The sequence below is a fragment of the Mesorhizobium sp. M1338 genome, assembly GCF_040318045.1.
Lineage (GTDB): Bacteria > Pseudomonadota > Alphaproteobacteria > Rhizobiales > Rhizobiaceae > Mesorhizobium.
On the sequence record NZ_JAMYLL010000002.1, the window covers coordinates 337,132 to 350,140 of the forward strand.

At 63.1% G+C, this 13,009-nt stretch carries 13 protein-coding genes and 1 pseudogene; 9 read left to right on the forward strand and 5 right to left on the reverse strand.

Features of this window, described 5'->3' with window-relative positions; all coding sequences use genetic code 11:
* The first annotated feature begins 10 nt into the window (after positions 1-10).
* The 5 genes from biuH to atzF are packed head-to-tail and all read left to right on the forward strand — an operon-like array spanning position 11 to position 5,080.
* Complete coding sequence (gene biuH / locus NKH19_RS03510) at positions 11-712, forward strand: biuret amidohydrolase (protein WP_352981827.1); 702 nt, start codon at positions 11-13, stop codon at positions 710-712.
* Between the two features lie 10 nt (positions 713-722).
* Complete coding sequence (locus NKH19_RS03515; RefSeq protein WP_352981828.1) at positions 723-2,255, forward strand: ABC transporter ATP-binding protein; 1,533 nt, start codon at positions 723-725, stop codon at positions 2,253-2,255.
* Positions 2,255-2,923 carry a cysteine hydrolase family protein gene (locus NKH19_RS03520; protein WP_352879473.1) on the forward strand — a complete coding sequence of 223 codons (669 nt, stop codon included), beginning with the start codon at positions 2,255-2,257 and terminating at the stop codon, positions 2,921-2,923. The genes NKH19_RS03515 and NKH19_RS03520 overlap by 1 nt, the downstream gene beginning before the upstream one ends.
* Positions 2,916-3,266 (forward strand): cupin domain-containing protein, encoded by a 351-nt coding sequence (locus tag NKH19_RS03525; RefSeq protein WP_352968728.1) that lies wholly within the window; start codon positions 2,916-2,918, stop codon positions 3,264-3,266. Before NKH19_RS03520 ends, NKH19_RS03525 begins: the two co-directional genes overlap by 8 nt.
* On the forward strand, positions 3,263-5,080 hold the full coding sequence (atzF, locus tag NKH19_RS03530) for an allophanate hydrolase (RefSeq protein ID WP_352981829.1): 1,818 nt from the start codon (positions 3,263-3,265) through the stop codon (positions 5,078-5,080). Before NKH19_RS03525 ends, atzF begins: the two co-directional genes overlap by 4 nt.
* 100 nt (positions 5,081-5,180) lie before the next feature.
* Here atzF and NKH19_RS03535 read toward each other — a convergent pair whose 3' ends face one another.
* A complete protein-coding gene (locus tag NKH19_RS03535) occupies positions 5,181-5,363 on the reverse strand; it encodes a hypothetical protein (protein WP_352981830.1) in 183 nt (60 codons plus the stop codon).
* A 744-nt stretch (positions 5,364-6,107) separates the two neighbouring features.
* Here NKH19_RS03535 and NKH19_RS03540 point away from each other — a divergent pair.
* Complete coding sequence (locus NKH19_RS03540; protein WP_352981831.1) at positions 6,108-6,539, forward strand: hypothetical protein; 432 nt, start codon at positions 6,108-6,110, stop codon at positions 6,537-6,539.
* A 351-nt stretch (positions 6,540-6,890) separates the two neighbouring features.
* Positions 6,891-7,265: pseudogene (locus tag NKH19_RS03545) on the forward strand (thiamine pyrophosphate-binding protein); the annotation flags it as partial.
* Between the two features lie 860 nt (positions 7,266-8,125).
* On the opposite strand, the gene NKH19_RS03550 reads toward NKH19_RS03545, so the two are convergent.
* Entirely contained in the window at positions 8,126-9,046 is a 921-nt protein-coding gene (locus NKH19_RS03550; RefSeq protein ID WP_352866642.1) for a LysR family transcriptional regulator, read from the reverse strand.
* A gap of 160 nt (positions 9,047-9,206) precedes the next feature.
* Here NKH19_RS03550 and NKH19_RS03555 point away from each other — a divergent pair, with 160 nt between their 5' ends.
* Positions 9,207-9,956: an SDR family oxidoreductase gene (locus NKH19_RS03555; RefSeq protein ID WP_352866640.1), complete on the forward strand. Its 750-nt coding sequence runs from the start codon at positions 9,207-9,209 to the stop codon at positions 9,954-9,956.
* Between the two features lie 161 nt (positions 9,957-10,117).
* Here the strand turns inward: NKH19_RS03555 and NKH19_RS03560 are convergent, their stop codons facing one another.
* The 3 genes from NKH19_RS03560 to NKH19_RS03570 form a co-directional block, all read right to left on the reverse strand.
* Entirely contained in the window at positions 10,118-10,498 is a 381-nt protein-coding gene (locus NKH19_RS03560; RefSeq protein WP_352981832.1) for a DUF4267 domain-containing protein, read from the reverse strand.
* Positions 10,499-10,569: 71 nt separating this feature from the next.
* Complete coding sequence (locus tag NKH19_RS03565) at positions 10,570-10,794, reverse strand: putative quinol monooxygenase (RefSeq protein ID WP_352981833.1); 225 nt, start codon at positions 10,792-10,794, stop codon at positions 10,570-10,572.
* A 200-nt stretch (positions 10,795-10,994) separates the two neighbouring features.
* Positions 10,995-11,936, reverse strand: coding sequence for an alpha/beta hydrolase family protein (locus tag NKH19_RS03570; protein ID WP_352981834.1), 942 nt, complete (start codon positions 11,934-11,936; stop codon positions 10,995-10,997).
* A 118-nt stretch (positions 11,937-12,054) separates the two neighbouring features.
* Here NKH19_RS03570 and NKH19_RS03575 point away from each other — a divergent pair, with 118 nt between their 5' ends.
* A complete protein-coding gene (locus NKH19_RS03575; RefSeq protein ID WP_352866628.1) occupies positions 12,055-12,963 on the forward strand; it encodes a LysR family transcriptional regulator in 909 nt (302 codons plus the stop codon).
* Positions 12,964-13,009 lie beyond the last annotated feature (46 nt).

Genomic DNA, 13,009 nt, shown 5'->3' on the forward strand with positions numbered 1-13,009 from the left:
AGTTTTTGCCATGAACGCGAGAGCCGGTGTCACCCAGCGCTATATCGACGCCGATCCCTATCCATGGCCCTACAACGGCGAGCTTCGTCCCGACAACACGGCGCTGATCATCATCGACATGCAGACCGACTTCTGCGGGCCGGGCGGTTATGTCGACCATATGGGCTACGATCTGTCGCTGGTGCGCGCGCCGATCGAGCCGATCAAGTCGGTGCTGTCGGAGATGCGGGCCAAGGGCTACACCATCATTCACACCCGCGAGGGCCATCGGCCCGACCTCGCAGACCTGCCGGCCAACAAGCGCTGGCGCTCGCGTCGCATCAATGCCGGCATCGGCGATCCCGGCCCCTGCGGGCGCATCCTGGTGCGCGGCGAGCCCGGCTGGGACATCATCCCCGACCTCTATCCGGCCGAGGGCGAGCCGATCATCGACAAGCCGGGCAAGGGCTCCTTCTGCGCCACCGACCTGGAGCTGATCCTCAACCAGCGCGGTATCGACAACATCGTGCTCACCGGCATCACCACCGACGTCTGCGTCCACACCACCATGCGCGAGGCCAACGACCGCGGCTTCGAATGCGTGATGCTGGAGGATTGCTGTGGCGCGACCGACTACGGCAACCATCTGGCCGCCATCAAGATGATCAAGATGCAAGGCGGCGTCTTCGGCGCGGTGTCGAACTCGGCGTCATTCGTCGCCCAACTGCCGTGAGGAACCGGGGATGAGCAAAATCACCGGCAAGAAGGCCGTCGACGTCGAAACCATCGGCATGACCATGCGGTTCGGCGCCTTCACGGCGCTGGGCGATGTCTCGGTCAAGGTGCCGGCGGGATCATTCCACGCGCTGCTCGGCGAGAACGGCGCCGGCAAGTCGACGCTGGTCAAATGCATGATGGGTTTTTACCATCCGACCTCCGGCGACATGCTGGTCGACGGCCGCGAGGCGGCGATCGCCAGCCCCAAGGATGCCTCGGCGCTCGGCCTTGGCATGGTCTACCAGCATTTCACCCTCGTGCCGTCGCTGACCGGCGCGGAAAACCTGGTCATTTCGCGCGAAAAGGTGCCTGGCATCATTGACTGGCGCAAGGAGCGCGGCGAGCTTGCCGTGTTCATGGACCGGATGCCCTTCAAGCTTCCGCTCGACGTCAAGGTGGCCGAGCTTGCCGCCGGCGAGAAGCAGAAGCTGGAGATCGTCAAGCAGCTCTATCTCGGCCGCTCCTTCCTGGTGTTGGACGAGCCGACTTCGGTGCTCACCCCCGGTGAGGCGCAGGAGGTGCTGGGCCTGGTGCGCGCCATGACCAGGGCCGGCGACCTCACAGTGCTGATGATCTCGCACAAGTTCCACGAAGTGACGGCGTTCGCCGACGACGTCAGCGTGCTGCGCAAGGGCAGGCTGACCGGCACCGGCCGCGTAGCCGACCTCGACCACGGGCAGATGGCGGCGATGATGATCGGCGACCAGCCGATCGCGGCGCTCGACAGTCGCGCCGAGCCGAAGCCGGACGCCGAGATCGTACTCAAGGTCAAGGCGCTGAAGGCGCCGGACCGCACCGGGCTGAAGTCGATCCGGATCGAGGATCTCGGCGTGCGCTCCGGCGAGATCGTCGGCATCGCCGGCATTTCCGGCAACGGCCAGAAGGAATTCCTCGAAGTGCTGGCCGGGCAGCGCCCGCGCGATGCCGGCGAAGTGATGGTGCGCGGCACCGCCTATGCGGCGACGCGCGCCGAGGCGCGTGCGCTCAATGTCCGCCTCATCCCGGAGGAGCCGCTGAAGAACGCCTGCGCGCCGAAGATGACCGTGGCCGAAAACATCTCCTTCCGCACCTTCGACATCGACGGCAACGGCAAGCCGGTGAGCTGGATCAGCGCCGGTGCCATCAGGGCCTTCAGCGCCCGTCTGGTCGAGCAGTTCAAGGTCAAGACCGCCTCGCTGTCCTCGCCGATCGCCTCGCTGTCGGGCGGCAATGTGCAGCGCGCCGTGCTGGCCCGCGAACTCACCGGCGAGGTCGACCTTCTGATCGTCTCCAACCCGTGCTTCGGCCTCGACTTCTCGGCAGTGGCCGAAATCCGCGCCCGCATCATGAAGGCGCGCAATGCCGGCGCCGCGGTGCTTTTGATGTCGGAAGATCTCGACGAGCTGCTGGAACTGTCGGACCGCATCTTCGTCATGTCGGACGGCGCTCTGGTCTATGAGACGCCGATCGCCGGTGCGAGTGTGCAGACCATCGGCGAGCATATGGCGGGGCATCACTGATGGCCGAAATCGATGCGCAGCCGTTTGCCTTTGCCTTTAAGCCGGAGTCCCTGGCGCTGGTCGTCATCGACATGCAGCGCGACTTCGCCGAGCCCGGCGGTTTTGGTGCCAGCCTCGGCAACGATGTCAGCCGGGTCGTGGCAATCGTGCCGACGGTGAAGCGGCTGATCGAGGGATTTCGCGCCGCCGGCCTGCCGGTGATCCACACGATGGAGTGCCATCGTCCGGACCTTTCGGATCTGCCGCCGGCCAAGCGCAATCGCGGCAATCCCTCGATCCGCATCGGCGATGTCGGCCCGATGGGCCGCGTGCTGATCGTCGGCGAGCCGGGTACGGCGATCCTCGACGAGCTGGCGCCGCTGCCCGGCGAGATCGTCATCGAGAAGCCCGGCAAGGGGGCCTTCTACGCCACCTCCTTCAACGAGGACCTCAAGAGGCTCGGCGCTGGGCAGCTGGTCTTTGCCGGCGTCACCACCGAGGTCTGCGTGCAGACGACGATGCGCGAGGCCAACGACCGTGGCTATGAGTGCCTGCTCGCCGAGGACGCGACGGAAAGCTATTTCCCCGAGTTCAAGGCAGCGGCGATCGCCATGATCAGGGCGCAGGGCGCCATCGTCGGCTGGACGGCGACCACCGACCAGGTACTCAAGGGAATTGCCAATGCCTAATCTTGCCTTTGCCGGCCTGCTCGACGGCGGCTGGCGCGATCTGGCGTTCGAGCCTTTCCGCGACGGTATCAGTGTGCACTGGCTGCTGAAGGGCGGGCCGGTGGAGCCGTCGGTCGCCATCCTCAGCTACCGGCCCGGTGCCGGCGTGCCGCGCCACCGCCATGTCGGGCTGGAGACGATCGTCGTGCTGGAAGGAACGCAGAGTGACGAGAATGGCGACTATTCCACCGGCAGCGTCGTGCTGAATCCGGTCGGCACCGAGCATTCGGTGTGGACGAAAGACGGCTGCGTCGTGCTGATCCAGTGGGACCTTCCGGTGATCATTCTGGGAGAGTCCACATGAGCGAGGTCCGCTTCGACATAGGCAGTCTACATGCTGCCTATGCAGCCGGCGTCAGTGTTACCGCCATGATCGATGCCGTTCACGCCCGCATCGCGGCGGCCGACGATCCCGGCATCTTCATTCATCTGCCCGGCAAGGCGGACATGCTGGCGCAGGCGCAAAAGCTCGGACCGTTCGATCCGGTGGCCAAGCCGCTGTGGGGCGTGCCGTTCGCGGTCAAGGACAACATCGATGTCGCTGGCATGCCGACAACCGCCGCCTGCGCCGAATATGCATATATGCCAGAGGCGGACGCTACCGTGGTGGCCCGGCTGAAGGCAGCCGGCGCATTGGTGGTGGGCAAGGCCAATCTCGACCAGTTCGCCACCGGCCTTGTCGGCGTGCGCACGCCGTATCCGATCCCGAGGAACGCGGTCGATGCCAGCCTAGTGCCGGGCGGGTCCTCGTCGGGGTCCGCGGTGGCGACGGCGCGCGGCATCGTCTCCTTCGCGCTGGGCACCGACACCGCCGGGTCCGGCCGCATTCCAGCCGGCCTCAACAACATCGTCGGGCTGAAGCCGACGGTCGGCACGCTGTCGGCCGCCGGCGTCGTGCCGGCCTGCCGCACGCTCGACTGCGTCTCGGTGTTCGCATTGACCGTCGACGACGCCTATCGGGTGTTCTCGGTGGCGGCGGCGCGCGCCGCCGCCGATCCATATTCGCGCGACATCGCCGTCCAGCCGCTCGCCGTACGCCCGCCGATGCTGATCGTCGGCATTCCGGCAAAAGCCGATCTGAAATTCTTCGGCGATGCGGCGATGCAAGCCGGCTTCGAGGCCTCGCTTGCCATGCTGTCGCGGCTCGGCTGCCGGCTGGTGGAAATCCCCTTCGGCGATTTCTACGCCACCGCCAACCTTCTCTATGAGGGCGCCTGGGTGGCCGAGCGCTATGCGGCGATCCGCGATTTCATGGAGGCCAACGAAGCGGCCCTGCATCCGGTGACACGCAAGATTATCGGCGGCGCGCGCAACCTTTCGGCGGCGGACGCTTTCCGCGGTCTCTATGCCTTGCAGGCCTACAGGGCGAAGCTTGCTCCCGTCATCGCCTCGGTCGACCTGTTCTGCGTGCCGACCGCGCCGACGCACTACACCACCGCCGCCGTGCTCGCCGATCCGATCGAGACCAACAGCCGCCTCGGCACCTACACCAATTTCGTCAACCTGCTCGACATGTGTGGCATCGCCGTGCCGACAGGCAAGCGCGACGACGGCCTGCCGATGAGCGTCACCTTGCTGGCGCCGGCCGGCCGCGATGCGCTGACAGCGGCGCTCGCCCGCGACCTGCATGCGGCGAGCGGCCTTTCGCTCGGCGCAACCGGCTGGCAGCAGCCGGGTTTTCTGCCTGCAGCTTCATCAGCAGATGATGGCATGATCGATCTCGTGGTTGTTGGCGCGCATCTTTCGGGGATGCCGCTCAACGGCCAACTGAGCCAGCTCGGCGCACGGTTTTCGCGCTCGGCAAAGACATCCGCCGCCTACAGGCTCTATGCGCTGGCTGGCCAGTCCGTGCCCAAGCCGGGGCTGCTCCGTGTCGCCGAGGGCGGCGCTGCCGTCGAGGTCGAAGTCTGGCGACTTTCGGCCGATGCCTTCGGCCGCTTCGTCGCGGCCATCCCGCCACCGCTCGGCATCGGGACCATCGAGCTCGAGGATGGCAGTTCGGCCAAGGGCTTCCTGGTCGAAACCGCTGGCCTCAGCGGTGCGTCCGACATCTCGTCCTTCGGCGGCTGGCGCCGCTTCGCCGGCCCCAGCAAGAACTCGGCCCGGGCAAGAACATAGCAGACCAAAGCGATCAGCACCGAAAAGGCCACTGCCCGTCGCTCACACCCCAGTTGTTAGACTGGACGGATAGCGCCGCTCTTTAGGCTGAAGAGAGCTGTCAATCGCGTTGCCGCCAGCCCTCAGAGCCCTCGGCCTCGGAATTTTGCGTCGGGTGGCTCGGCAATACGCGCGGTTTGACACTCGTCACGCCATCGTTTTCGCGACCATGGTCGCTACGCACATATTGCCCTTGGGCGTCGTTCTCGACTTTCTTGCGCAGGGTCTCTTTCGCTTTCGACATTGGCGCATCCTCCTGCCAGTCTGTCGTTTGGTCGAAAAAATACAAAGCCGCGGACTCAACCCCCGCCCTGTTTAAGAAGCCGGGCCTCGCGCAGGATCGATGCCCTGTCCGTCCCGACCAATGAAACGATCTCACGGATTTGGCTCTCCGTCACTCCGCACTCGCGCGCCAGTGCCCGCACGGCTTGCGGGGTTATGACCGGGCGTCTGGTTTCTTCGTCAGCCACTGCTCATTCCTTTCAGTTCGAAAGGGAACGCTCCAGTTCATTCGGCAGGGGTGGGTTGCCGGATGAACCTCTCCTATAACTTGACCCTCGCTGTTACCTTCCGCAACCTGGTGCAGCTCTCCATCCCTGCCCTCGAACAAGGGCTTGGTCGTGGATCGTCGCGGCATTGGGATTGGGGGGAGTTGCTTTGCGCGCCATGCGGTCCTCCTTTGGGCCTGCTTTGCGACGGGTTGCTGAGCAACCCGCGGTAAGCCGACAGGTTCCATCGAACCGGGATTCCAAGCCAATTTCTTCGACGGGAGCCGCTTGTTTCGCGCTGCCGCGGTCCTTCGCCGAGTTTTTTAGGGTGTTTGCAAATGGGGACGCCGCAACGCACGACGTCCGAGTGCTGGAGGTTGTCTTGGGACCGACTGTTACGCGGTTAACGGAACTCCTTTTCGGCGACGCCCTTGTCAGGACATCCCGTCGCGATAGTTCGTAGAAAAAGGGGGAATGCCGCGACCAACAGGAGCCAAACCATGAAACACCAGACCCTCCACGAACTGCAGACAATCGCAGATGTTAAACCCACGGCGCAAAGCGCCGTCATGACCAAAACACAGAGGATCGAACGTTGGGCGGAGCTTCTCGAGCGGAACCCCTCGCGATCCCTTGGAGCGCTTGTTGGCACTGAACATCTTCATCCCAAGGTCCGTGAGGAAGCACGCACGGCTGGATCGGCTATTACCGTTGCATTCGAGGATCCGCTGCTGCGTGCATCGGGTCTCCAGGATGACAGCTATGGGGAGGCAAAACGCTTTTTCCAGCTGGGCGACTGGCAACTGCACGAAATCGTCTGCAGCTGTCACGTCGGGACTACGATGCAAGCGAGTTGGGCCGCCGTCAGGGTGCGCAGGACCATTCGCGGAAGCAGGTTCACGGCTTGGCTGAGAACTGTTCTGCTGCACTGAACCGGATGCGCGGCGTTTTCACGGACGTTCGGCGACCTGCCAAGGGAAGGACAGTTCCCTGCACGTTGTGACCCCCGGATGTCCTGCACGGGCCCAGAGCGACGAAACGGAACGCGGCAGAACCACCCGTTGGTTGATAATGAACCTGGCTCTCTAGGCGGCTCTCGTCGGGACCGTCATCCGGATGCAGGTGCCGCGGGCCGGACAGCCCTGCTGGTGATAACGCGCGGGATGGCACACGGGCGCATTGTCATCCTGTGGTTGGTTGGGCGGCGGCACAGACCAGCGGCACGCCGATACCGTCAGTGCACAGCGCGCTCGGGTTTGGCAAGCGACAGAGTGGAGGTTACGATGCCCAACACCGCCGAGATACTTGTCGACACGCTGATCGCATGGGATGTGCGCGTGATCTTCGGTCTTCCTGGAGACGGCATCAACGGGATCATGGAGGCGCTGCGCACCAGACAGGACAAAATCCGTTTTGTTCAGGTGCGGCACGAGGAGTCGGCGGCGTTCATGGCGACGGCCTATGCAAAATGGACCGGCAAGCTCGGTGTCTGTCTCGCCACTTCCGGACCGGGTGGCAACCATCTGCTGACCGGCCTCTACGACGCAAAGCTCGATCAGGTGCCGGTTCTCGCCGTAACCGGAATGCAGTTCCATGACCTGATCGAGACCTTCACGCAGCAGGATGTCGATCTGACCCGCGTCTTCAACGACGTCAGCGCGCCTTGTTGAAGATCCCGATTTGGCGCGGCGCGCCTTGTTGGGAATCAGTCTCCACCCGTTGGCGTGAAGACCGCGAACAAATTCCTCCAGGTAAGGGAGCAACTCGAACAAAAGAACGAGGATCATAATCGTGGCAACGTAACCAACGGGCAGTGGCTCGGGTTTCCAGGCAATCCCGAACCGAGCAGGTTCTTCTCCAAAACCGAACAACGCCTGAAACTGCACCCAGTGAAGCGATATCACGCTGACAATTCCAATCAACGGAATCATCTCTAGAAAACTATGCACGTGCTGCTCAACTGGCGAGACGGTTCGGGCCGTGGTCGCATAGCTGACGTCAAACATGGCAGTTGCCTCATGCACAACGAAAGCCACCAGCCGGCAGATGGCTTCAAAACGCGACGGCTGGGCGCAGCTCGGCATGCAGGTCGAGCGACGGCAGCGACTTCAGGTGCCTGCCCCATGGCTGTCATGTTGGTTGTTTGACCTCCTCATGGTGTCAACCTTGATAAGCGGCGTGCTGGGGCCTGCCCAACAAGGTCGGGAAGTCCCCGCTTTCCGAACCAACGACAGTTCGACGCGGGTCAGTTCGGACGTTTGGGGCTCGGCCCCCCTCTCCAGATAGGTGGAAAGGGCGATATAGCTGCGGGTCAAAGTAAGGGCATGCGGCACGGTTTGGCCCGGACCATGCCAACGCGCTCTGCCACAAACTCGCGCTGCTTCGTATGGCGTTCGGGGAAGCATTCGGCCGTGACCACCATTGCGAGGGCCACATAACTTTGCAGCCAGAATCTCAAGATGTCTCCGGCGGTCGCCGGTCATCTATTGTCAACGCCGGGAAATCTCCAATCCGTCATTCACCGGCCTTTATCAGAGCTCGGAGAAAGAAAGCGTGGCTCAGACTGCAGATCGCCGAATACATCTACGAGCCAGTTGATGAATATCCGAAGACGTCGTGAAACGTGACGCTGGCCGGGATAAAGAACCGAGAGCGGTGTCGGCGTCGGCGGATTGTTGGGCAGGATGTCAATCAGGGATCCTGACGCGAGTTCCTCCTCGAAACGAAATCGGGGAGCCTGCACAAGTCCGAATCCGGCGCGCGCCAATGCCGCGCTGGTATCGGAACTATTGACGGTCAGAGGCGACGAAAGGGTCACGTGATGGACCGATCCGTTGTCGGTGAATTCGAGGGGCAACACTATCCCTGCCCGGGACGATACGAACCCGATCATCCGATGTCCCTGAGAGTGGAGATCTTCCAGGCAGGCGGGCGTGCCGTGCTTTGCAAGATAGTCCGGGCTTGCCACCGTGACTTCTTCGAGCAGCGCAAGACGACGTACAACCATGCCGCTGTCGTCGAGCTCTCCCGCTCTCACCACGCAATCGACGCCTTCGCGAACAAGGTCCACCAGCCGGTCGCCATCGCCGATATGCAGCGTGAGCTCGGGATATCGGGCCGTGAACTCAGAAAACCGTGGCAGGAGCAATTGGCGAAAAAGATTGCCGTGCACATCGATACGTAAGTGCCCCTTTGGAGGCGAGGCGGCGAACTCGTCTTCCATAGCTTCCAGATCGCGGATCAATGCGCGGCACCTGTGGTAGTAAGCGTCCCCGTCCATCGTGGGAGCGACGTGCCGCGTCGTTCGCTGCAGAAGCGACACGCCAAGCCGGCGTTCGAGCGCCTTGATAGTGTTGGTCGCGGTGGCCCGGGGAATACCGATGTCGCCTGCGGCGGAGCTGAAGCTGCCGCGCTCAACGATCCTCACGAAAAGGCGCATGCTATTCAGTAGGTCCATTCTAACATTGTTATCGCCAACGGAATTATCTTGTCAATTTAGCTCTGATTATTAATGCGAGGCGTGAGCCTAGACATAGGCTCTCATAAGATAGGAGAGACGGCTGACCTCCGAGCATCTCTCAGAAATAAAGGAAGCAGAAGTGAAGTTCTCCAACGCAACCATCCTTATCACCGGAGGCAACTCGGGCATCGGCCGCGGCCTTGCAGAAGCCCTCGCTACTCTCGGCGCAAAGATCATCATCACTGGGCGCAACAAGGATCGGCTTGAAGAGGTGGCCGACGCCAATCCCGGAATGTCCGCCTATCAGCTCGATGTCGCCAACGTCGTTGACCTCAAGGCATTCGCCGCCAAAGTCATTGGGAACCACCCTGACTTGAATGCCGTCATCCACAACGCCGGCATCCTGCCGTACGAGAATGTCCTGGCAGAGCGCTACGACATGGAAATCGTAGACAAGGTCGTTGTTACCAACCTACTGGCTCCGATCCGGTTGACCGCCGAACTCCTGCCGCACCTCCGCTCCAAGGCGGAAGCAGCAATCGTCACAGTATCATCCGGGCTGGCCTTCGTGCCCCTCGCGTCCGCGTCCGCATACAGTGCGAGCAAAGCCGGCCTACACTCCTGGACCCAGAGCCTTCGCCACGAGTTGCGGAACACAAGCGTCTCGGTCGTCGAGATCGCCCCTCCGCTGGTGGCGACGGAACTGACGCCTGGGCAGTCGAGCAATCCACATGCGATGCCGCTTGATGCCTTTGTCACGGAAACGGTCGGGCTATTGTGTGCGGATGTCACCCCGAAGGAAGTGCTGGTTCAGCGCGTCTTGCCGCAGCGCACCGCCGAACAGACCGGCAGCTTCGACAAGGTGTTCAATCTCATCAATCCGTCGTGATCACTCCGCAGTCACAGGCTCTGTCCCGGACTGGCTTGTCTCGTTTGGGCAACCGCATCGTCGGCGCTCGGCGGACCCCGACGCGCGCGGATGGTGTTCGCCATCATTCCCGGCATCAACCGGCTGCGCCGTCCAAGCGCCTCGCCCGATGGGTGAACGCGTCACGCCAGCCCCATGACCAGGGGAATGCCTGCCGCGATCATCAACAGCGCGGTTACGCCGTGGATCGAGAGCGCCGCTCGCGTCGAACCCTTTGCGCCGAGGATGAGCGACATGTCGCCGAGGGGGATCAGCGCGTCGACCAGCAACGCAATGCCGACGATCTGCGGGGTGCCGCGGAGCATCAGCGCCAGGACGAGCAATCCCGCCGCGATGTCGCGGACGCCTTTCAGGCGAAGCCACCACATGGTACTCTCGCCGTCTCCGGGAAGCGGCAAGCCGAAGCTGCGCATAGCGGTCGCGGGACGGGCGAGATACATCGCCCCAATTGCAATGATGCCGATCGAGACCAGCAGCGCCGCGCTCATTGAAAACCAGTACATATGGACCTCCTAGCTCCGGTGTGGTGGGGCTCCGCGGCGCGAGCCGTCCTCGCGTTCGATGTCGCCCGACCTCAAGCCGGACGAAATGGGCGAAGGAGCCGGATCCCGGCCTCAATCGACCCCTCCATGAGTTCGAGAAGCTGCGGCACCAGTTCCTGCATCCTCGGCGCGTGAAGGTGTGCTTCGAGCGCTTCCCGGCTTATCCAGCGCTCATAGATGATGAAGGTGCCGGGCTGACCTTCCATCTCGTGCGGCTCGTAGTCGATGCAGCCGGCATCGTGCCTCGATGGCGTCACCGCTGCAGGAAGTCCTTCATCTCGGCCTCGCGGCCCGGCTTCGCCTTGGCTTCCCACAGCACGACGGTGAGAGTGTTGTTAATGTTGGACATCTTGTCCTCCTTTTCAGATAGCTCTTGCGAATAGGATGGTCCGGCCGGAGCTGCCGCTCGGGATCGTTTGACCCGATGCGGCAGGCACGCGGCCGACCGGCAGGTGCTTCACTTCATGAATCGTTCGAACCAGTCGAGCATCGGCTTGGGGTTGGCGGGCAGGTAGTTGTAGCCGTCGAAGCGCCGGTTCGTGCCGTCGATCCAGATCAGGTCCTTCTGGTCGGTTGGCATGGCGTCATAGATCGCCTGCACGTCGGCGGGCGTGGTCAGCGTGTCGTCGCGGACCTGCAGGAGCAGCGTCGGAATATCCACGGCCGTTGCATAGGGCGGCATGTCCATGTCCTTCAACTCCATGCTGGTCATGCGGCGCAGGGCGTCGGCGACCTCTGGCAGCGCATCCGGCATCCCCATGTGGTCGAGGATCGTGCGGTAGAAGGAGCTGAGCGAGATCGGCTGCGGCGCGACGATCGCCCGAACGTCGTCGAACTCCTCGCGGTGCTTGGAGATGGCAACCATGGTCGCGTTCATGCCGCAGCAGCGGCTGAGCAGGCCGAGCTTCAGGTTCTTGAGATCGGGGCGTGAACGGACGTAGCGCAGCGAGCCGATCACGTCGCGATACTCGCGGATGCCGTTGCCGATCACGCCGCCGCTGCCGGCGCCGCTCTGGCCAAAGTTGCGCAGATCGTAGGCGAGGATGTTGTAGCCCGCCTCGTGCAGGTGCTTGTAGTCCGGCATGAAGTTGACTTCGATGTTGTTGCCGCTCGCTTCCCAGGCGTCGCTGTAGGGCTTCAGATGGCCGGGGTAGCCTTGCCGGTTAGCCCAGATCGGATGGTTGGCGATGATCAGGCGATCACTGTCGCCGGGGATGAACCAGCCCTCGATCGTCACCCCGTCCATCGCGGGGAAGAAGACGTCCGAGAAGGCGATGCCGTCGCCAGCCGGCGAGCGGAGGATCGGCGAACGCGCCGGGTTCGCCATGGCGGAGACCAGACCGGCGATGAGCTCGGCGCGGGTCGGTTGTGCTGTTGCAGCTTCCGTTACCTGGGTCATGTCAATTTCCTTTCAGAGCTCAGCCGGGTTGGAAGGTGGCTGATGCCCAACATGTACCCCTTGCGGATCATAGCGATAATCCGGCATTATCAACACAGGCTGTACGGATAACTGGACATTGGTTGCGAACATCGACGATCTCACGGCGTTTGTCGCCGTCGCGAGGGCGCGTGGTTTCCGCGAAGCCGGGCGCTTACTCGGCGTCAGCCCGACGACGCTCAGTGAAACCGTGCGCCGCCTGGAGGACCGGCTGGGTGTGCGCCTGCTTCACCGCACCACCCGCAGCGTCTCCCCGACCGAAGCCGGCGGGCGGCTTGTCGAGCAATTGGCTCCTCTCCTCACGCAGATGGATGCGGCGCTCGCTAGCCTCAATGACCTGCGCGACACGCCGGCGGGCACGCTCCGGCTCAACGTGCCCGTAGGTGTCGCGCGATTGGTGCTCCCGACACTCCTGCCGGAGTTTCTCACCCTCTACCCAGACATTCAGGTCGAGGTCGTCGCCGAGGACACCATCGTCGACGTGCTCGCGGCCGGCGCTGACGCCGGGATCCGCTACGACGAGAAGCTGGAGCAGGACATGATCGCGGTGCCGATCGGTCCGCGGGTGCAGCGGTTCGCGATGGCCGCCGCGCCGGACTATCTCGCCCAGGCGGGCAATCCAGAGCATCCGCGGGATCTGCTGCAGCATCGATGCCTGCGTGGACGGTTCGACAACGGGTCGCTCTTCAGCCCATGGGAGCTTGAACGCGGCGACGAGACGGTCCGGATCGAGCCGAAGGGGCCGCTCACCGTGAGCATCAGCGGCGCGATGGACCTGGCGGTGGACATGGCGGTCGCCGGTGTCGGGATCATAGGCCTGTTCGAGGAATGGCTGCAGCCGCATATCGAAGCCGGAAAACTGAACCCTGTTCTGCCTGAATGGTGGACGCCTTTTCCCGGCCCTTTTCTCTATTATTCCGGACGCCGTCTTGTTCCGCCCCCACTGCGGGCATTCCTCGATTTCATAAAGTCAGTGAAATCGGCGTGAGGCTTTACAGCCCGGCAAGCCAAAACACTCTATGGAAAATCGCCAA

What these genes read in the sequence shown, in the direction of transcription:
- biuH (WP_352981827.1), top strand. Translation starts at nt 11, where the DNA reads ATGAACGCGAGAGCCGGTGTCACCCAGCGCTATATCGACGCCGATCCC.
- NKH19_RS03515 (WP_352981828.1), top strand. Translation starts at nt 723, where the DNA reads ATGAGCAAAATCACCGGCAAGAAGGCCGTCGACGTCGAAACCATCGGC.
- NKH19_RS03520 (WP_352879473.1), top strand. Translation starts at nt 2,255, where the DNA reads ATGGCCGAAATCGATGCGCAGCCGTTTGCCTTTGCCTTTAAGCCGGAG.
- NKH19_RS03525 (WP_352968728.1), top strand. Translation starts at nt 2,916, where the DNA reads ATGCCTAATCTTGCCTTTGCCGGCCTGCTCGACGGCGGCTGGCGCGAT.
- atzF (WP_352981829.1), top strand. Translation starts at nt 3,263, where the DNA reads ATGAGCGAGGTCCGCTTCGACATAGGCAGTCTACATGCTGCCTATGCA.
- NKH19_RS03535 (WP_352981830.1), bottom strand. Translation starts at nt 5,363, where the DNA reads ATGTCGAAAGCGAAAGAGACCCTGCGCAAGAAAGTCGAGAACGACGCC.
- NKH19_RS03540 (WP_352981831.1), top strand. Translation starts at nt 6,108, where the DNA reads ATGAAACACCAGACCCTCCACGAACTGCAGACAATCGCAGATGTTAAA.
- NKH19_RS03550 (WP_352866642.1), bottom strand. Translation starts at nt 9,046, where the DNA reads ATGCGCCTTTTCGTGAGGATCGTTGAGCGCGGCAGCTTCAGCTCCGCC.
- NKH19_RS03560 (WP_352981832.1), bottom strand. Translation starts at nt 10,498, where the DNA reads ATGTACTGGTTTTCAATGAGCGCGGCGCTGCTGGTCTCGATCGGCATC.
- NKH19_RS03570 (WP_352981834.1), bottom strand. Translation starts at nt 11,936, where the DNA reads ATGACCCAGGTAACGGAAGCTGCAACAGCACAACCGACCCGCGCCGAG.